Genomic DNA, 19,372 nt, shown 5'->3' with positions numbered 1-19,372 from the left:
GGCCTACCTGACCGACGTGCTATTCAACCGCTCCGTCGTCTCCATCGGGTTGTCCTCCGAGGACGACGCGCAATTCAGCGCCAGCGAGGGCATTCCGATGCCCAAGGTCAGCTGACGCGCTGCAGCCTTCGGCTCACCGCCATCGGCCGCCGGCCGGTTATTGGCTGTCCGGAGCCGGCGGCGCAGCGGGCCGCGACACCGGACGGAGCAATTCCTGATATTGGTCGCCCACCAGGTCCCGATACTCAGGATGGCGCAGAATGTAGTCAGCCGTGATCTTGCACCGCGGAATGACCGTGTGTCCGGCCTCCCGGATCAGTGCGAGCACACCGCTGATCATCGCCGAGGAGACACCCCGATCACGCCATTGCGCATCGACTTCGGTGGCCATCAACACGATGTGGCCGCGGTAGCGACGGTAGGGCTGCCGACCGATCACCTGGCCGTCTACCGCGGCCTCGAACCGACCGTCTTGGGCGTTGTCGGTGATGATTGTCTGTAGCTCATCGTGGGCGTTGCGTTCGATACTGCCCATGGACGTTGGTGATTCACTCACAGTCAGCTATCCCTTCCATGTCGTCACAGGCGGCAGTTGAGGTCGCATGTGCCATGAGCTCACCCTCGGTCGGAGTCGGGTGGGTTGTCATCATCCGATCCGCCGATTCATCCGGGTGATTCGCCTCGATGAATCCACGCTGCGCCGCGCCAGGGCGCCAAAGCTAAAGGGCTTCAGGGTTTTCCACCACCAACGCCACCCCTTGCCCTGAGCCGATGCACACCCCGATCACGCCGTAGCGTGCGCCACGTTCGCGCAACTCGATGGACAACGTCAACAAATACCGGGTCCCGGTCGCACCAAACGGATGCCCGATTGCCACCGCACCACCGTTGGGTGTGAGCTTGTCATCGGGCACGACGAAGCCGTCGAGCTGATTGGGTAGCTCCCGCAGCACTCCCAAGGCTTGCGCGCTGAACGCCTCGTGGATCTCCCAGACATCGATCTGTTGCGGGGTCAGGCCGGCGCGCCGGATCGCCGCCGGCATCGCCCACGCCGGAGCCACACCCATGATCAGCGGATCGATCCCGTACACGGCGCTAGACACGATCCTGGCCAACGGCGGTACGCCCAATTCGGCCGCGCGCTCCTTCGAGGCGATCAGTACCGCGCTCGCACCGTCGCTCAAGGGCGTGGAGGTGCCCGCCGTTATTTGCGTGGTTCCCGGCTGGGCGGGAAGTGCCGCTAACGCCTCTGCGGTGGTGTCATCGCGGATGAACTCGTCACGCTCAACCAGACGCGCCGCTGTCTTCTTGGTCGCCGCGATAGGCACTGCCATGATCTCCTTGGCCAGCCTCCCTCGGTCGCGAGCGGCTGTGGCACGGTGCTGTGAGCGCAGTGCAAACGCGTCGATCTCCTGGCGGGTCAGCGAATATCGATCCGCGACATTCTGTGCCGTCTCGATCATGCTGATGTAGGCGTTGCGAGCCAGCAACCGTGGATTCGGCGGCCCGCCGGCACCACTCCACATGGTGTCGAGCATCAACACCGGACCACGGGGGCTGAAAGCCGCGTCGCCTTTCATCAGCGCCCAGCCCGAGCGTGACATCGATTCGACCCCACATGCGATGCCCAGGCCGAGATCGCCGGCCTTGATCGCGTGGCTGATACTCGCCGCCGCACTCAACGACGAGCCGCAGAACCGATTCACGGTCGCGCCCGCGACACTGTCAGGAAATCCCGCGGCAAGGGCGGCCCATCGCGCGATATCACCCATCCCCTCATGGGCAGGGTTCACGCACCCGGCGAGGATATCTTCGACGGCATCAAGGGGAACGCCCACCCGTTCGCATGCGCCCTTGAGCGTCATTCCCAAGAGCTCGTCGGCACGGATGGCCGATAGTGTGCCGCCGTAGCGGGCAAACGGCGTACGCACGCCGCCGAGGACATACGCCTCACTCATTGGGGCCCCTTTCCGTCGCAGCGCGCGCCCACTGACCGCCGGTACCCGTGTCGACGACGCGTGGCGCACGAAGGTCGGGCGCCCCGACGACGGGAGACAATCCCCCCGGTTCGCTCGTACTGAGACTGCAGCCAGGTGGGGTGAGCTGTCGTCACCCCAACCACCTATTCACCCGGGTGAGTAGCGCGCAGCCGTGAACCGAAGCGTGACTGGATATGACTTGCGGGCGAGTGTCGATTGTTTGCGCGCCGCGTTCGTCTCGTCCGCTAGCAGCCACAGCGTAAAGCCGAGCGTGAATTGCAACCCACCTGTTTTGCGAAATGGTCAGGACCAAGACCTGCGTACATTGCGGCCATACGTTCGATCCGAACGCCCGCAAGCGCGACGTCGAAATTGTTTGGCGGCCTGGCTTACCAGACCTACGGCGGGCTGATTGCTCGCCGGGAATTCGAGCCGGCGGGGTTCGCCGCGGCGTTGGGGCTCAAGGACATTCGGCTGGCGCTGGCCGCCGCCGACGAGCTAGCGGTTCCGTTGCCGATCGTCAGCCTGCTGCACGACCGTTTCCTCGCGCTCGTGGCCAACGGTGGCGGGCAACTGGACTGGTCGGCTATCGCCGCATTCGCCAGCCGGGACGCCGGTGAGGGCTCGGGGCTGCTGCCACACCACCCCGTGTAATCCTCAGCGGCCGCGCAGAACTCGCCGGTGCAGGCCCTCATTCGCCGCAATAATGGGCCGCATCCGGGGTATCGAAGAATTCGGGCCGACTTTCCGCCTGGCCCCGACCTCGCAATGCAAGTCGATTCGGCTGGCAGGCCTACTTCTCGGCGACGCGAAGCACAACCTTCCCGCTTTTGCCATGCTCGGCGGTGCGAGCGAAAGCCGCTTCGAACTGGTCCAGCGGAAAGACAGTGTCGATCTGCGGCTGTAGTTCCGGCAGCGCCCTGAGCTGCGCGCCGTCCGGCTCCACAACGAAGTACTGCGCGCCCGGCGCCTCGGCTGCGATCGTCACGATGCGCGCCGCACCATCCGCGCTACGAGCGAGCGGCTCCCCGCCGGTGGTGTCGAAGAGGAGGTCGCAGGCCTCGCCTTCATCGACCAGAACCGCTCCGAGCCGACGTGCGAGTTGGGCGGCAATGTGTCCGACTCCGCCATGCGCGCCTGTGATCAGCACCCGTTCGCCGGTTTTGACCTTGCCGTGGACGACCAGCGCCTGCCACGCGGTCGTCCCGGGCATCGGAAGCGCCGCGGCCTGCTCATAAGTCAGTGCGGACGGCTTCGGTGCGAGCAGGGATTTCGGCACCGCCGCGAACTCGGCGGCGACTCCGTCGCGATCGAACGGCGTCAGGGCGATGACCTCTTCGCCATTCGACTCGACCACGCCACACAGCTCATAGGAGGGAATCGCAGGCAGCCGGTCGGTTGACCAGGTCAGCTCGTCCCGCGTGATCGCCGCGGCGTGGACGCGAACGAGCACTTCGTCGGGACCCGGTTCCGGTTGGGCAATCTCCTCAAGCCGCAACCCGTCAGCGTGCTGGCGTAGGGCCTTCATCAAATTCTCCTTCTTGTCCTCATAATGCATTCGGGGTCCTTCCTGGTACTCCTGCCGGCGTCGACTGGGCCGCCGCTCTTGGTATCGAGGGCGCGTAACGGCCGAAGGGGGATCCCGAAGCGGACCGACAATCCCGCCGATAGTGGCCGTACTGAGCGTGCGGCCGCGCGGGGTGAGTTGTCTTCACCCAAGCCACCTATTCACCCGGGTGAATCACGCGCCGGCACTTGCCGGCATCCCACTTGCCTGTTGTTAGATAGCAGCGTGACCAAACCCGAATACGCTCTGGGCAGCGACAACATTGAGATCGCGCGTCTGCAGACGCAGGCCGCGCTACTGGCCGAACCGACAGGTCTTCTCTTTCAGCGCGGGGGTATTCGACCTGGCATGCGGGTGCTCGACCTCGGCTCCGGGCCGGGCGACGTTGCGTTTCAGGTCGCCAAGATGATCGGGCCCGCGGGATCCGTGGTGGGCGTCGAGCAGGATTTCTCCCAGATCGCCGTGGCCATGCAACGTCGGGACGGGTTTGGCTTGCGTAATGTCGACTTTCGCCACGGTGACGCGCGCACGTTCCTGGACGAGGAACCGTTCGATGCCATCGTCTGTCGGCTGCTGCTCATGCATCTGCCCGGCGTTGTCGAAGTCCTTGCGCACCAACTACGTAACCTGCGTCCGGGCGGTGTCTTCATCGCCGTTGAGTACGACGCGAGTGGTGTGCGTACGCTGCCCGAAGTCGAACTGCATTCACGCGTAAGGAAGTGGATCACTGCCGGCTTCGGGTACGCACGTGCCGACGTGCTACTCGGGATGCGCCTTCCCTTGCTCTTCGAGCAGGCGGGTTTCCGTGACATCGGGACCCTCGGGTTGCAGGACTACTGGCCACCAAGAAGCGCAGGTGCCGTGGCGTACTACGTCGGTGTTGTGCGTGCACTGAAAGACGCGATAGTGAACTCCGGTGTCGCGACCGAGGCGGAGATGGGTCTCGACACACTCGAGCAGCGGCTCGGCGAGGCCCTCGACGACGCCAACGCGGTCTGGACGCTGCCGACAATCGTGGGCGGTTGGGGCCGGCGACCCGAATAGGTGCTCGCCTGCAGCCTTCGGTCCTGTGTGAGCGTGGCGAACGACGTCGCCATAGGGGCAGAACTCATGTTAATTTCCTTGCTGCACAACACAACTAGCGCTGTGTCAACCCCGGCTGATCCGGGTGAGCGACCCAAGACGCTTGGTTAGCGGAGCCATACGCAAAGGGTTCCCCCCACCCACCCCTTCACTGCGGGTCTGAGGCGTGATAGAAATCCGGAGCGAACCGGACGTAGTCAGGGCTGAGGACCACGACGTTGGCGATCACACCACGTTTGAGGCAGCCCATCCGGTCTGCGAGGACATTGGCCGCCAGGCCCGCCGACCGCCGCTGGCGGTTGGGCGAGCCTGGCCAGGGTGGTCAAGGCTTTGCGATCGGCCGCGAAGGGCACAAACCGATACCGCAAATGGGCCAGGACGGCGCAGAACAGGAACAACCCGGCCCCAGCCTCGACTCAGTCCACCACCAGACACTCACCGCGCGTCCACACCGCCGGACGGCGACCGCGATGATTCTCACTGCGCCACAACGCTTTCTGTGCTGCAGCCAGGCGGCGGAAATTCCGCGCCCGGCCCACATACCCGCCAGCGCGAGTGAAGGTAGCAGTCGTTGGACCGTTAGGTTTGTCCACCGTGGTGGCGACCAGGGTGGACAACCGCATTACACATGCTTCTAACCGGTGAATGCTGGCACTTCTATTCCGACCGCGGCGTTCTCTTCAGGGGTGCCGAGCACGTAGCCGTACTTCTCGGCGGCCTGCACGAAACGTTTGAGCCTTTCTGCCGTGGGCGGTTGGGGTGAATCGGTGGCGGGTACGCCGACCTCTTGGAAGAACCGGCCAAGGCGCGCGCTCGTGACAATAACCTCGATCGCGGGTTGGTCGCTGATGTTGCGATGCGCGTGGGGGACATGACCGGGTATGCGTACGTAATCGCCGGCGTGAGCGTCGCGCCATTCCAGCCCATTCGCGCTCTCGACGAGGACTTGTTGCGTGCCGGAGATGATGAAGAAGTCTTCGGCGTCGTCGTGTCGATGCAGCGGCACCGTCACCCCGGGCGGGACCACGCCACGCATCACACAGAAATCCTCGGACCAGGTCAGGAACTCGATGGTCGGCCCTAGCACGTCTAACGCCTCCCCGGCCGATTCCTCGGCGAGCCGGCAGAAGACGGTGCTGTTGTCGAACTGCATGTCATGTCCCTTTCGTAATGACTAGTGGATGTCTCAGACACGCCTACCAAGCGCGGTCGTAGCCTGGTCGGCAAGCCGATGTGCTCGGCGAGATACGCCGCACTGTCGGACACTTTGCGCTGCTCGCGATTACGCGCGGGGTCGTCCTTGAACCGATCGGCGACCGCGAAAGGGGACGCGGCGTTCAAGTCCCATGTGCGGCGGTACACATCGGCGATCGCGCGACGCTGTTCGGCATCGGTGACGATGATGAAGCTCCCGTTCTGCACGTTGCCCGACGTCGGTGCCTGCACCGCGATCTCCAGGCATTCCCGGATCAGGCCGATGGGAACAGGTTTGGTCAAATCAAGACGTTTGCGCACCGATCGGGTCGTGGTCAGCAGTTCGTCGGTGGACAAGTCGACGATGGGGTAATCGCTCATGCCGGCAGGATGGCGATGACTTCGACTTCCACGCGGATGTTGGGCCACACCAGCCCGTCGATGATGCTGAACATCGCGGCGGGTTCGTGGTGGATGATCTCTTTGCTCACCGCCAGGTAGGCGGACACATTGTCGCGGCTGGTGAGCCATTGGCGCATGTAGACAATGTCGGTGAGCGTGGCGCCGGCCTTGCCGAGTGCGGTTTCGACGTTGGCCCAGCACTGCCGCGCTTCGTCGGTGAAGTCCTCAGGGACGGAGCCGTCTTCGCGCAACCCGGGCGTTCCGGAGACGAAAATCTGTGTGCCGCCGCCGGATACGGCAACCGCATCGGCGTATCCGGGAGCGATGTGAGCGCCCACTCCGGTGAAGATCTTGGTGATGGTTGTCATCTGGAGACTCCTTTGGTGTGAATTTGGGCCTTTGTCGCGCAACTAGAGGGCGCTGAGTGCTTTGAGGTCGTCATCGGTAAGGTCCACTGCTGCGGCGGCGATGTTCTCGTCGAGATGTTCCAATGAAGACGTGCCAGGGATCGGCAGCATGATCGGTGAGCGCGCGAGCAGCCAGGCCAGTGCCAACTGGGATGGGCTGGCGTGGTGTGCGGCTGCGATCTTGCGCAACGGTCCGTCGGGGGCAGCCAGCGGGCCGGCGGCCAGCGGAAACCACGGGATGAACGCAATACCCTGCTGGGTGCAAACGTTCACGAGAGGCTCGGCGTCGCGTGCGGTGAGGTTGTACAGGTTCTGCACGGAGGCGATCGGCGTGATGGTCTGCGCTGCCTCGAGCTGATCGACGCTGACCTCGGACAGACCAATCAGCCCAATCTTGCCTTCGGCTTTCAGGTCGGCCAGCTCGCCGACCTGGTCGGCCAGGGGATAATCGGGATCGATGCGGTGCAGCTGAAACAGCTTGATGCAATCAGTGTTGAGCCTGCGGAGGCTCATCTCGACCTGTTGGCGCAGATACTCGGGTTTGCCCAGCGGAGTCCAGGATGACGGCGACGGTGTGTTCGTCGCGTCGGGACGGGTCCGCAGGAATCCGGCCTTTGTGGCCACGACGAGATCGACGGGGTAGGGGTGCAGGGCGGTGCGAATCAACTCCTCGGCGATGAACGGGCCATAGGAGTCCGCGGTGTCAATGAACGTGACCCCCGACTCCACCGCGCGGCGCAGGACCGCCACTGCCTGTTGATGGTCGCGCGGGGGACCCCAATTACCGGGTCCCGTTAGTCGCATCGTTCCAAAACCCAGCCGGTTGATGGTGAGGCGGCCGCCGAGTTCCAGCGTGCCCGCGGCTGCGGCGGTTGGGTGATCAGTTCTCATGCAACGATCTCTTCTCTATCAATGGAATCGGGCCCGCGTCGATACCGTCGGGATCCGGGGCGTCGGAGGGATCACCTGTCCTGCGAAAGACCGGATCCGGCTGAGCGCCATATCCGTCGTTGCGGCCATGTCATCGACGTCGTGCCGCCATTGCTTGGCCATACACGGATTTCGAACCCTACGGTTCACTACAAAATGGGTTCGCCGGGGAATTTCAGGTTGAAGCGTTTGCATAGTTCGGGGACACTGTCGACATCCATCTCCAGGTCGTAGCGCGCACACAATTCGTGGAGGTCCTCTGTCGAGATTTTGTCCACACCGCCGAGGGCAGAGAGCTCATCGAAGTACTGCTCAAACCCTGCCGGGGAGATGATCTCAAGGATGCGGGCGGGCTCATCACCGGCGTTCCAGAATGTGTGCCATTGGTTTCGTGGCTTGAAAATGAAGTCGCCGGGCCCGCCCTCGAGCACCTCATCGCCAAGCAAAGCGCCTACTCGTCCCTCGATGATCCAGCTGTACTCATCTTCGTTGTGGTGACGATGAAGCGGTGAGGCCAGCGCTCGCGGTGACATCGGATGCTCGAGGACCGAAAAGCGCCCTTCGGCTTCAAACTTATCGACGATGTGGCGGACACCGATCGTCCCGAGGAACACCGACTTACCTTCGGTGCGGCCGACAGACCTAGCTGGCGGGCCACCTGGCCTCAAGATGTCGCTTGTCACTGCAATCCCTCCTCTTCAGCTTTCTTGCACTTTCAAAAGACACCTGAGGTTCACCGGTGTCTCCGCCGCCACAGCTGTATTCGTATGGCACGGATGCTCCTTCGCCGGGCGATCTCGCCCGGTCCTGCTCGTACAGCAGAGACTGCGGCCAGCCGGGGTGAGTTGTCATCACCCCACTAGCTATTCACCCGGGCGATCTATGCACCGCCATGAACCGGAGCGTCGGCTGTTTGAACTGCTGAAAGCTGTCGCAACCAAAAGACCCGCTCCGCGAAGCGGATTGGCTGTCGGCCCGCCGTTGCCGCAGGAGGGGGAAGGGCGATCACGACGCTCAGACTTCATGTCAACGGGTCCGGGACGCGGGATACGGAGCGTTTCGAGGCACTACAGCTACGCCAGGCCTGGCGCGACTCGGGTGTCAGTTTCTTCACCTGAGTTTTTACAAGATGGTTAATTCGTTGGTGCGAACGACGTTACTTTGAATTGCACGCCATCGTTTTACGAAAAGCAGATTGTTCGCCGTCGAACTGAAATCAGCACCGATTTAAGGCCATGGCGCGTACCCTTACCCGTATGGTCAAGAGCAAGACCAAGACCAAAACCTGCGTACATTGCGGGCACACGTTCGATCTGAACAACCCACGGCGTGACTTGTCCGATCCGGACTGGCTCCCGGCCGCATCAGCCTATTGTTGCCATGATTGCAGTAATCGGTTCCATTGCAGTCTTTCGCATTGCTGCTCGACCCACGTGAAAGAGAAGGCTCAGCGCGAAGCCGCAAGGGCGGCGCAGCGCGAAACGTAGACCGATCGCCGTCGAAGCCTGCGGAGCCGGATGCTACGTCTGCGGATCCTGCGGGACTGCGTGCCGCGGCTGATACAACAGTGCCCGAACCAGCGGGCGCGGCCCGACGGACCGAAGCATCTGGCTGGCCGGGCGGACCCGTACCCGCTTCGGCCACCAGAACCAGCGTCCCATCACCGTCATGATCGATGGGGTGATTAGCGATCGGACGACGAAGGTGTCGAACAACAGCCCGATGCCGATCGTCGTGCCGAATTGGCCGATCGCCCGAAGATCGCTGGTGATCATCGTGGCCATGGTGACGGCGAACACCACACCGGCGGCAGTCACCACCGGGCCGGTCACACCCATGCCGCGGATGAGTCCCGTTTTCAGGCCGGCTCCGATCTCCTCCTCGATTCGGGACACCAGCATCAGGTTGTAATCGGATCCCACCGCCAAGAGCACAATCAACGCGAATTCTGTTGCTACCCAGTGCAACTGGAAATTACCAAGGTGCTGCCAGATCAGTGTCGAGAACCCGAAGGCGGCCCCCAACGACATCACGATGGTGCCGACGATGACGCCCGCTGCCACCAAGGCGCGGGTGACTATCACCATGATGATGAAGATGAGCACGATCGAGGCCACCCCGGCGATCATCAGGTCGTACTTGGCGCCGTTGGCGATGTCGTAAAACGTCGCGGCCGTACCGCCGAGGTAGATGTCGGCATTTTCCAGCGAGGTGAGTTTCAGCGCCTCTTTGGCCGCTTGGCGCTCCTGATCGACAGACGCGATTCCCTGTGTCGTCGCCGGATCCACCGCGTGAGTGATGATGAAGCGGGCAGCCTTTCCGTCCGGCGACACCATCAAGCTCAACCCCAGCAAGAAGTCCGGGTTCTGGAAGATCTCGGGTGGTAGGTAGAACACGCTCTCCACCTGGGAGTCGTTGAAGGACTTGCCCATCACAGCGTTCGTGTCGGTCAGCCGGTCGAACTGATCGATCAGGCTGTCGAACGTGCTGTAAATGGTCAGCGTCGTATCCCGGATCGACTTGGTGACGGCGATATTCTCGGGAATGATCGCCAGCAATTCGCGCGTGGCCTTGGCCGTGTCGGTGAGGTCGCTGGTGAGGGCGTGGAACTTTTCGGCCAGCTGATCGAACCCGTCCAACGCGTCGAAGAGCGATCGTAGCGACCAGCAGATCGGGATGTCGTAGCAGTGCTTCTCCCAATAGAAGTAACTGCGAATCGGTCTCCAGAAGTCGTCGAAATCCGCGATGTGATCCCGGATTTCGTCCGTGATGGCCGCCGTCTCGCCCGTGGTTTTCGAGCTGTCGTCCGCGGCGTTCGCGAGCTTCTGGGTCACCGCGTACTGGCGCTCCAACAGTTCGATCTGGGTGTCGAGGAAACCGGTGATCTTCTTGATGTCGCCGACGCGGTCCTTCAGGTAGTTCAGGTTGCTGCGGATCGGCGCGCTTTGCACACTGAGCTGGAACGGAATGGATCCGTCTTGAATTGGCGGGCCGAGAGGTCTGGTGATGCTCTGCACCCGTTCGATGCCGGGCACCCGGAAGATGGCGCCGGCAATTTTGTCCAGAACCAGCATGTCTCTGGGATTGCGCAGATCGTGGTCCGATTCGATCATCAGAAGGTCGGGGTTCAAACGGGCCTGGGTGAAGTGTTGATCGGCCGCGGTGTACGCCTTCACCGACGAAGCGCTTTGCGGCAGGTAGTACAGGTCGTTGTAGCGAGGAGTGAAGCCCATCAAGCCGATCGCGCCGACGATTGCCAGGATGACGGACGTGGCGAGGATGGGCGCCGGCCACCGCACGATGGCCGTCGCCAAACGGCGCCACCGGGTGTAGTTGAACTCGCGCTTCGGGTCGAACAGGCCGAAGCCGCTTGCAAAGGCGATCAGCGCCGGCGTCAGCGTGACCCCGGCCGCCACCACCACCAGCAGACCAACTGCGCACGGAAACGCCAGCGAACTGAAGTACGGCAGCCGGGTGAATTTCAGACAGGCCAGCGCCCCGACAATCGTCAAACCCGAGCCCAGCACCACCTTGGTGACACCGGCCAAGGTGTCGTAGTAGGCGGCTTCGCGTTCCAGCCCGCGTTCGCGGCCCTCCTGGTAGCGGCCGACCATGAATATCGCGTAGTCGGTACCCGCGGCGATGGCCAGTGCCGTCAGCAGGTTGACGGCGAAGGTCGACAGCCCCATGATGCCGGTTTCGCCCAGCAGCGCCACTACGCCGCGGCCGGTGGCCAGTCCGACGAACAGGATGACCATCGTCAGCAGCACCGTGCCGATGGATCGATAGACGAACATCAGCATGATCGCGATGATGATGATGGTGATGATCGTCATCTTGGCCAGGCTCGCGTCGCCGACGACGATCGTGTCCGCGGTCAGGGCTCCCTGACCGGCGACGTAGGCCTTCACCCCCGCCGGCGGCTTCGAATCCGCGACTATTTTGCGAACCGCGGCAACCGATTTATCGCCGACGGCTCCGCCCTGGTCACCGCGCAGGTTGACCTGGACATAGGCGGCCTTGTGGTCGTAGCTCTCGACACCGGAGGACGTGAATCGCTGCCCCCAGAAGTTCAGCGCGTGCTCGACGTGTTCGTGATCCTGCTGGATCTTCTTGACCAGATCGTCGTAGTACCGATGAGCGTCCTCGCCGAGGGGTTTGTCGCCGACCAGGGTCACCAGCACGAGGTTGTCGGAGTCGTACTCCTTGAATTTCTCCCCGATGTGCTTCATCCCGGTCACCGACGGCGCATCGGAAGGCGAGAGCGGCACCGAGACTTCCTCGGCAACCTTCTCCAACTGTGGGACGAAGACGTTGACGCCGACCGCGAGCAGCACCCAGATGACGATGATCGGCAGCGCTAGGGCGCGGATGGAGCGGGCCACCCGCGGTTTGTGCTCAACTTCGGTGTGCGGCGCGACGGGGATTTCGTCCGTGTCGCTCGTGTCGTCGGTCACGCGGACTTGTCCAAGCAGGAAACCTGAGCGTTCCGGGAGTTGGCCTGTTGTTGATCGACCAACTTGCCGTCGACGGTGATGCGGCAGCTGATGAAGGGACTGTCACCTTGGGCGACAACGTAGGCGAAGATGCCGGGCATCTCGGCGACGATCGTTGTCGACCACGGCAACGTGGTGAAGCTGGCCTTCTGCGGTATCGACTCCGCATCCATCCAGTTGACGACGCCGGTCGTCCCGGGCGGCCCCAGGATTTCGTAGATGGCGGTCTTTGCCGCGTACGGCGGGGTCGCATCCCGGGGATCGGGCTTGGGCAGGCCGGGTCCTGGGAAAACGCCATTGAGTCGCATTACTGCAACGCCGCCGATGATCAGCGCCACGGTCACAACCAGCGGCACCCACGCCCGCTTGAGCAGCGTCAACACCGTGCCCCCCGATCAGGAATGCTCGATGGGCTGATATTAAGACATCTCTGCGCGTGCGCCACGGCTAGCCGAACGCAACAGCGGTCGAGTTGATTCCCGCGGTGGCTCTTTTTTGCTGTGACGGTGAAGGTTGCAGCGCCTATCACTGATCGTAGAAACGATGCGGTGTCCGTTGCGCGTTCGCAGACGCCCGTGGCGGATGTCGTGTTCAGATCCCTACGGTTTCTATGACGGCGAACTGCCCAGCCTGGCCGACGGTCGTGCGGCGAAGTCCGGTGGAGGCGAAGAGCGCATCGAACTCGGCGATGTCGCGTTCCTTGCCACCATTCATGACTAACATGTTCATGTCCATCATTGCCGGCAGCCCAGGAACTCCGAATTCCCCGACGAGATAGTCGATGACGACGAGGCGTCCACCCTCGTGCAGGGCGGCACGGCAGTTTCTCAAGATCCGCATGCAGGTCTCGTCGTCCCAGTCGTGCAGAATGTATTTGAGCACGTACAGATCTGAAGACGGTACCGACTCGAAAAAATCGCCTCCCACTGCGGTGAGGCGTTCCTGCAGACCATCTTTGCGAGCCGCCGCCGCGGCGTCGGGCACGATGTGCGGCAGGTCGAAGACGCCACCGCGCAGGTCGGGGTTGACCCGCATCATCGCCCGAAGAACCGCGCCGTTTGCTCCCCCAACGTCGAGCGCGTATTTGACGCCTCGGGTATCGACCAGCTTTGCGATCTCGACCGCAGCGGCTGCACTGAGGTTCGACATGGCTTCGGTGAAATGACTCGCCTCGTCGGGATGAGCGGCTAAGTAGTCGAAGATCGTGCCGGGCGTACCGTGTGCAGCCTCCATCTGCCTGGCGCCGCTGCGAACAGCATCCGGGAAGCATCCCCAGGTCAACCAATGACCAGGTGCGGCTTGCGCAAGGACCATGCCACGCAACGAATTCGGGTCATCTCTGAGCAGCGTGCTGAGCAAGGGCGTTCCGCTGAGCTGCACACCATCGGCCGACGACACAAGACCCAACGAGGCGCAGGCACGGATCAGCCTTCGAGTGGCGTCCGGGTCGATCGATTCCTTTGCGGCGATCGCTTCAGCCGTGTCGGTGCCCGCTGCGAGATGATCCGCCACGTTGAAAGTCGCTGCAGCACGAACGATCTGGGTGACCCAGAATCCAGTCAGCATGGTCATCATGCGCTCGTGGTCTTGGGCTCCGGACGGTAAGGGTGCTGCTGTCATCTTTTCCTCCCACTTGTTGTGTCACGTTGAGGTACCTCCCTGCGGGGGGGATGGCTCAGTCGCGGTCGAGGGACTGCTGGCCAGGGCGGGCTGCACACCGGGCCGGTCGCGGCACAACGCTGCGATGTCGCATGAGACAGGTTGGCACCCGCCGGGAGGATTGGTGATCAACAGCGCGGCGCACAACGCGCCCAGTGCGAATAGTGCGGCGCTCACTTCCAACACGTGGGCGAATCCGGCGGCGCTCGCCGCGCCGACGGTGATCAAGCCTATGGACCCGATCGACATCAGCGCGGCCAGCCGCGAGACGGCGTTGTTGATCGCCGATGCCAGGCCGCTGTGTTCGGTCGGCACCGAGACCAGCATCACCGACGTCAGCGGTGTGATAGTCGCAACCAGCCCGATCGCCAGCACTGTCATCCCGGGTACCAGGTCGGTGATCGCGTGGAATCCATTGGGTTTCGGGCGGATCAGCAGTAGACCCGCCCCCGCCAGCGCGGGCCCGGCAATCAGAAACGCGCGTGGTCCCACCCGGGCGGCGATGCGGCCGACATGACGGGCCAGCACGAACGACAGCGCCGGAATCGGCAGGGTGGCCAGTCCGGCCGCGGTGGCTGAGTAGCCACCGACTTCTTGGGTGTAGAGGGCGACGGCCAGCGAGCCCAGCGTCAACGCGCCGTAGACGAACGCGGTGACCAGGTTGGCGGCAGTGAAGTTGCGAGAGGTGAACAGCGACAACGGAAGCATCGGGTAGCTGCTGCGGTGCTGCCAGGTGACGAAGCCGGCGAGCGCGGCAATCCCGATCACCAATGGCGTGACGACCAGCGGGTCGGTCCAGCCATCGCGTTGCGATTCGATCAACGCATACACGGTCGCGGCCAGCCCTACCGCCGACAAGCCCACCCCCGCGGTATCGACACGGGCGCCTTCGACCCGCCCCGACGTTGGGCACAGCCAGAATGTCAGCGCGTACCCGACCGCCATGGGGATCGCTGACAATACGAAAATCCAACGCCAGCCAAGGAAATCGACGAACATTCCGCCCAGCAGGGGACCCAACGCGAAGGCGGTCCCGGTCCAGCCGGTCCAGACGCCGATCGCCGCGGACCGGTGCGCTTTGTCGAAGACCGTGTTGATCAGCGAAAGCGAACCCGGTACCAGGAACGCGGCACCCACGCCTTGGATGAGGCGGGCGATGATGAGCATGGCGGGCGAGGCTGCAACCGCAGCCAGAACCGAGCCCGCCCCGAAAGTCAGCAGCCCGAATCGCATCACCGGAACGCGTCCGAACATATCCGAGATGGACCCACCGGGCAGAATCGCGGCCGCCATCGCCAACAGGTAGCCGTCAATGATCCATTGCTGCGACGCCAGGCCGCCGCCGAGGTCGTGCTCGATGGCCGGCAAAGCCAGATTGATCACCGTGGAGTCGAGGAACGCGACCATCGACACCATCACCGCGACCACCATGGCGCGACTGGTCGGTGCCGCGTCGCGCAACGTCACTGCGGGGGCCCTTCGCCGCGTGACGATGACTGGGCGCCAGACCCATTGCGGCTCACCATCGGTCGAAATGCACCACATTGTCGAGCGGAATCCGTTTTGCACGACGGAAGGTCGTGCCCGTGTAGTAGGCGGTGGGGATGGTGGTGGCGTGATAGACGTTGTCGGGCAGCCCGAGGATGGCCCGCATCTCTTCGTCGGCCATGATGGTCACCCCGGTCCACGTGGTTCCCAGGCCCCGAGAACGCGCGGCGAGCATGTAGCTCCACGTGGCGGGCATGATCGAACTCCAATACTGGTTGGCGTTTTCGCCCGTCAGCTTGCCGTCACCGTCGATGACCTCGACGCACGGGATTATCAAGACAGGGACCTCGCCGATGTGCTCGGCGAGATACGCCGCACTGTCGGACACTTTGCGCTGCTCGCGATTACGCGCGGGGTCGCCTTTGAACCGATCGGCGACCGCGAAAGGGGACGCGGCGATCAAGTCCCATGTGCGGCGGTACACATCGGCGATCGCGCGACGCTGTTCGGCATCGGTGACGATGATGAAGCTCCCGTTCTGCACGTTGCCCGACGTCGGTGCCTGCACCGCGATCTCCAGGCATTCCCGGATCAGGCCGATGGGAACAGGTTTGGTCAAATCAAGACGTTTGCGCACCGATCGGGTCGTGGTCAGCAGTTCGTCGGTGGACAAGTCGACGATGGGGTAATCGCTCATGCCGGCAGGATGGCGATGACTTCGACTTCCACGCGGATGTTGGGCCACACCAGCCCGTCGATGATGCTGAACATCGCGGCGGGTTCGTGGTGGATGATCTCTTTGCTCACCGCCAGGTAGGCGGACACATTGTCGCGGCTGGTGAGCCATTGGCGCATGTAGACAATGTCGGTGAGCGTGGCGCCGGCCTTGCCGAGTGCGGTTTCGACGTTGGCCCAGCACTGCCGCGCTTCGTCGGTGAAGTCCTCAGGGACGGAGCCGTCTTCGCGCAACCCGGGCGTTCCGGAGACGAAAATCTGTGTGCCGCCGCCGGATACGGCAACCGCATCGGCGTAGTGTCCGATGTGGTCGGCCACTCCGGTGAGGATCGGGGTAATGGTGCTCATCGAGACTCCTTGGGGGGTGTGAGGTTTTTTGGCTAACTTGGTGAGATGTCTTTGGTGATGACGACTCCGCGGGCCTCGTGGCCTGCGACGACATGCGCGAGGGCGGCGGCGGCCTGATCCAGGCCGCAGACACGCGGGGTCGGCATGCTCAACCGGCGCGACGCGAGCAGCGCGGTCAGCCGGCCGAGTTGAGCTCCGTCGGAACGGACGTAAACCGCGGTCACGCCGATCCCGCGGGCGGATGCGGGTGGGTCGGGGGTGATGGTGGCCAGCCGACCACCGTCGGCCAGCGCAGTCATTGCCGCGGCAGCACCCCCCGGCGCGGCGTTGGCGACGGCGTCGATGGAGCTTGCCAACGCCCTTGCGTGTTGGGGCCACAGCGGATCGCGGTAGTCGATTACGTCGCGGGCGCCGTGCGCGCGGACCCGGTCGGCGCTGCGCGGCCCGGCGGTGGCGAGCACATCGACCCCGCGCAGGGCGGCCAGCTGGACGATGAGCCCGCCGGTGATTCCGCCCGCACCATGAACGAGTAACGTTTCTCCAGCACGCAGGGCCAATGCCTCGCCGACCACCTGCTCGGCAGTCAACGCCGGCACCGGAAAGATCGCTGCGGTCTCCCATGGAATCTCGGGCGGTTTGTGGGCGAGCGATGCAACGGGTGCGATCACAACCGGCGCCCACGTGCCCTGGTCGCGGAGCGGCACCGGGTGGCACAACACCTCATCGCCTACCTTGAAACCGCTCGTGTGGGCACCGACGGCCTCGATGACCCCGGCGGCCTCGACGCCGAGCGCCAGCGGCGGCCTGGTGCCCACGTCCCAGCCGCCGTAACGAACGATGTTGTCCCAGTTGCCAACCCCGGCGCCGCGAATGTCGATGAGGACCTCGTCGGCCGCCAACGGTCGCGGGTCGTCCAGTTCCAGCATCTCCACATGGCCGCCGAGCGTGCGGACCCCCGCTACCAGCATGGTCACGGTGAGACGACCGGCCACTCGTGGGTCATCGTGGTTCCTCTCACGGCTCGAGGTGACGGGTTTGACAGATAACGCGATTCGCTAAGCGGTCTTCTGTGCTTCCTGCGCCGCGTCGTTTTGCAACGGGGCAAGTTCGGACTCTTGGGCGACTAGCAGATCCCAGACCTGGTTGACCGTCGGGTGTGGCGCGACAGCGTGGCGTAGGAGACTGACTGGGACCTTCGCGACGATGGCCAGGGTGGCTGCTTGAACCAGTTCCGAGAACTCCGGGCCGACGAATGTCGCTCCGAGCAAAGTGTTGGTCTCGGCATCGATGACCAACTTCGCCCATCCTTGGAAGCCCTCCCTGAAGAGGGTCAGGAATGACAGTGTGCCGGGGTAATGGGCCGTTCGCGTCCGTACCGCGAACCCTTCCGCGCGGGCTCGACTTTCCGTGCGCCCAACCCAGGCCACTTGAGGCTCAGTGAAGATGACCTGTGCAACGCTGCCGGCATCGTGGGCAGTCAACTCGTTCTCGGACAGTTCTCGCCCCACCGCCCGGGCCGCGATGATGTCGGCCACGAGGCGGCCATGGTAGGTGGAGATATGAGACAGCCGAGCCCGCCCGGTGGTATCTCCCAGTGCGTAGAGCCAGTCGCCTACGACACCGACCGCCTGGAGATGGTCATTCACGGCAACGAACCCGCCGCTTGGCAGGCCAAGGGTTTCCAGTCCGATATTGTCGGTATTGGTGCGCCGTCCGGCGGCCAGGATGAGTTCGTCTACCTCGATGGTCTGACGGTCAAAAGTTGCCGTGACGGGCCCGCCCGCCGTAGGGCGCGCGACCGCCGACAACTCTGTCTCAAAGTGAATCGTGACGCCCTTGCTTCGCAGCGACTGCGCGACCAGCTCGCGAGCTTCAGGTTCGCAGTTAGGAAGAAGGGTGCTCCCACGCACCAGAAGTGTTACGGCGGAGCCTAATCCGGTCAGGATGGTCGCGAATTCGACACCGACGGGGCCGGCGCCCACCACCAGCGCGCGAGGTGGCACCTCTGTCATCGTCGTCACGTCCCGATTGGTCCACGGGCGTGCTTGCGCCAACCCGCGTATCTCCGGCACGTGAGGACGAGTGCCGGTGGCCAGCACGACCGCGTGGCGTGCAGTCAAGACCGCTTCGGTGGTATCCCCCAGGGCGTAGGCCACCCGCACTGTTCGTTCGCCGCTCAACCGGCAGACCCCATGAAACACTGCTACGCCGGCTTCGCGCAGTGAGGCTATTCGGTCTTGGTCCGAGAGATTCTCGATGATCGCGTCGCGTTTCGCGAAGACGGCCGCAACGTCCAATCCGTTGCCCGAAATAGCCTCTCGCACACCAGGGACCGCCTTCGCGAGATTGAACACCTCGATCGGGCGAAGCAGCGTTTTGCTAGGGTTGCAACCCCAGTAATGACACTCCCCACCGACCAGGCGATCCTCAACGAGCGCCACTGAAAGGCCCACGGACGCAAGCTTTCGCACGGCGGCAACACCGCCCACACCGCCACCCACGACGATCACGTCGAAGTCTTTACCAGCTTTCATCTACCCTCGTATCCGAAGCTCGGTACGTCCAACTGTGTTTGGGCGAGACTCACCGGTCACAACGAGCCGGCTCACGACGGTTGGAAGTTTCCGGACTGAATGAGGGACAGTGGTGCGTGACGGCGATGTCGTGCCGAGTATCGCGTAGGCCGCGGCCGCACTCGCCGCGGAGAAGACGCTGTAGCTCAGCGGTGCTTCAATCCCGAGAGATACGGCCATCGCCGTTCCAAATATTATGAGCACCAAGCAAGTCGCAGCCCCAACGAATTTCGGCCACCAGCCCGCGATAAGCAGGACTCCCAGGGTCGCTTCGGTGGCGGTGGCAACCCACACGATGACGGTCAATAACCATCCAGAAGCAAACGGGACAAGCTGGTGGGTGTAGTCGGCGAAGCGGCCAATGCTCCCCCAGCTCCCCTGTCCGAACGGTTCCCACCAGCCGAATCGGTCGGCAACAGCGGACAGAAAGGCCGCCGCGAGCGAGAATCGCAATGCCATCCGGACAACTCGGATCGGATCAGGGATGCGCATGGACTTCTCCCGAAAATCG

The 19,372-nt window shown here is 63.5% G+C and carries 18 protein-coding genes and 2 pseudogenes; 2 read left to right on the top strand and 18 right to left on the bottom strand.

Translation table 11 applies throughout. The features are described 5' to 3' along the window. Positions 1 to 157: 157 nt before the first annotated feature. Positions 158 to 556, bottom strand: coding sequence for a GNAT family N-acetyltransferase (locus A5775_RS22085; protein WP_067257106.1), 399 nt, complete (start codon positions 554 to 556; stop codon positions 158 to 160). A 163-nt stretch (positions 557 to 719) separates the two neighbouring features. Further along, positions 720 to 1,958 carry a thiolase family protein gene (locus tag A5775_RS22080; protein WP_067257104.1) on the bottom strand — a complete coding sequence of 413 codons (1,239 nt, stop codon included), beginning with the start codon at positions 1,956 to 1,958 and terminating at the stop codon, positions 720 to 722. 384 nt (positions 1,959 to 2,342) lie between these two features. Here A5775_RS22080 and A5775_RS22075 point away from each other — a divergent pair. After that, positions 2,343 to 2,633: pseudogene (locus A5775_RS22075) on the top strand (NAD-binding protein); the annotation flags it as partial. Positions 2,634 to 2,772: 139 nt separating this feature from the next. On the opposite strand, the gene A5775_RS22070 reads toward A5775_RS22075, so the two are convergent. Further along, a complete protein-coding gene (locus A5775_RS22070; protein ID WP_067257099.1) occupies positions 2,773 to 3,537 on the bottom strand; it encodes an NADP-dependent oxidoreductase in 765 nt (254 codons plus the stop codon). A 234-nt stretch (positions 3,538 to 3,771) separates the two neighbouring features. Here A5775_RS22070 and A5775_RS22065 point away from each other — a divergent pair, with 234 nt between their 5' ends. Then, positions 3,772 to 4,590: a class I SAM-dependent methyltransferase gene (locus A5775_RS22065; RefSeq protein ID WP_067257097.1), complete on the top strand. Its 819-nt coding sequence runs from the start codon at positions 3,772 to 3,774 to the stop codon at positions 4,588 to 4,590. A gap of 190 nt (positions 4,591 to 4,780) precedes the next feature. Here A5775_RS22065 and A5775_RS25955 read toward each other — a convergent pair. The 15 genes and pseudogenes from A5775_RS25955 to A5775_RS25950 form a co-directional block, all read right to left on the bottom strand. Next, a pseudogene (locus tag A5775_RS25955) lies at positions 4,781 to 5,309 on the bottom strand (IS21 family transposase); the annotation flags it as partial. Next, positions 5,264 to 5,782 carry a cupin domain-containing protein gene (locus tag A5775_RS22060; RefSeq protein ID WP_067257094.1) on the bottom strand — a complete coding sequence of 173 codons (519 nt, stop codon included), beginning with the start codon at positions 5,780 to 5,782 and terminating at the stop codon, positions 5,264 to 5,266. The gene A5775_RS22060 and the pseudogene A5775_RS25955, both read right to left, overlap by 46 nt. Next, entirely contained in the window at positions 5,719 to 6,180 is a 462-nt protein-coding gene (locus A5775_RS22055) for a nitroreductase family protein (protein ID WP_231995250.1), read from the bottom strand. The genes A5775_RS22060 and A5775_RS22055 overlap by 64 nt, the downstream gene beginning before the upstream one ends. 20 nt (positions 6,181 to 6,200) lie before the next feature. Further along, positions 6,201 to 6,593 (bottom strand): Rid family hydrolase, encoded by a 393-nt coding sequence (locus A5775_RS22050; protein ID WP_067257092.1) that lies wholly within the window; start codon positions 6,591 to 6,593, stop codon positions 6,201 to 6,203. 42 nt (positions 6,594 to 6,635) lie between these two features. Next, positions 6,636 to 7,523, bottom strand: coding sequence for an aldo/keto reductase (locus A5775_RS22045; RefSeq protein ID WP_067257089.1), 888 nt, complete (start codon positions 7,521 to 7,523; stop codon positions 6,636 to 6,638). Between the two features lie 188 nt (positions 7,524 to 7,711). Next, complete coding sequence (locus tag A5775_RS22040; RefSeq protein WP_231995249.1) at positions 7,712 to 8,245, bottom strand: cupin domain-containing protein; 534 nt, start codon at positions 8,243 to 8,245, stop codon at positions 7,712 to 7,714. 837 nt (positions 8,246 to 9,082) lie between these two features. Further along, positions 9,083 to 12,019 carry an RND family transporter gene (locus A5775_RS22035; protein WP_067257085.1) on the bottom strand — a complete coding sequence of 979 codons (2,937 nt, stop codon included), beginning with the start codon at positions 12,017 to 12,019 and terminating at the stop codon, positions 9,083 to 9,085. Next, complete coding sequence (locus A5775_RS22030) at positions 12,016 to 12,438, bottom strand: MmpS family transport accessory protein (protein ID WP_197512838.1); 423 nt, start codon at positions 12,436 to 12,438, stop codon at positions 12,016 to 12,018. Before A5775_RS22030 ends, A5775_RS22035 begins: the two co-directional genes overlap by 4 nt. A gap of 211 nt (positions 12,439 to 12,649) precedes the next feature. Next, positions 12,650 to 13,633, bottom strand: coding sequence for a methyltransferase (locus tag A5775_RS22025; protein ID WP_082953126.1), 984 nt, complete (start codon positions 13,631 to 13,633; stop codon positions 12,650 to 12,652). Between the two features lie 66 nt (positions 13,634 to 13,699). Further along, positions 13,700 to 15,184, bottom strand: a complete 1,485-nt coding sequence (locus tag A5775_RS22020; protein ID WP_231995248.1) for an MFS transporter — start codon at positions 15,182 to 15,184, stop codon at positions 13,700 to 13,702. 52 nt (positions 15,185 to 15,236) lie between these two features. Beyond that, positions 15,237 to 15,902: a nitroreductase family protein gene (locus A5775_RS22015; RefSeq protein ID WP_067257078.1), complete on the bottom strand. Its 666-nt coding sequence runs from the start codon at positions 15,900 to 15,902 to the stop codon at positions 15,237 to 15,239. Beyond that, positions 15,899 to 16,288, bottom strand: coding sequence for a RidA family protein (locus tag A5775_RS22010; RefSeq protein ID WP_067257075.1), 390 nt, complete (start codon positions 16,286 to 16,288; stop codon positions 15,899 to 15,901). Before A5775_RS22010 ends, A5775_RS22015 begins: the two co-directional genes overlap by 4 nt. Positions 16,289 to 16,320: 32 nt before the next feature. Beyond that, on the bottom strand, positions 16,321 to 17,280 hold the full coding sequence (locus A5775_RS22005; protein ID WP_231995247.1) for an NADP-dependent oxidoreductase: 960 nt from the start codon (positions 17,278 to 17,280) through the stop codon (positions 16,321 to 16,323). A gap of 63 nt (positions 17,281 to 17,343) precedes the next feature. Next, positions 17,344 to 18,822, bottom strand: a complete 1,479-nt coding sequence (locus tag A5775_RS22000) for an NAD(P)/FAD-dependent oxidoreductase (RefSeq protein WP_067257072.1) — start codon at positions 18,820 to 18,822, stop codon at positions 17,344 to 17,346. After that, the gene (locus A5775_RS25950; RefSeq protein WP_231995246.1) at positions 18,823 to 19,353 is read right to left on the bottom strand and encodes a hypothetical protein; all 531 of its coding nucleotides are present in this window, start codon (positions 19,351 to 19,353) and stop codon (positions 18,823 to 18,825) included. It lies immediately after the preceding gene. Positions 19,354 to 19,372 lie beyond the last annotated feature (19 nt).

Origin of the sequence: Mycobacterium sp. 852002-10029_SCH5224772 (assembly GCF_001667315.1) — a bacterium.
In the GTDB taxonomy this organism is placed as follows: domain Bacteria; phylum Actinomycetota; class Actinomycetes; order Mycobacteriales; family Mycobacteriaceae; genus Mycobacterium.
This window is presented reverse-complemented; position numbering and strand designations above follow the sequence as displayed.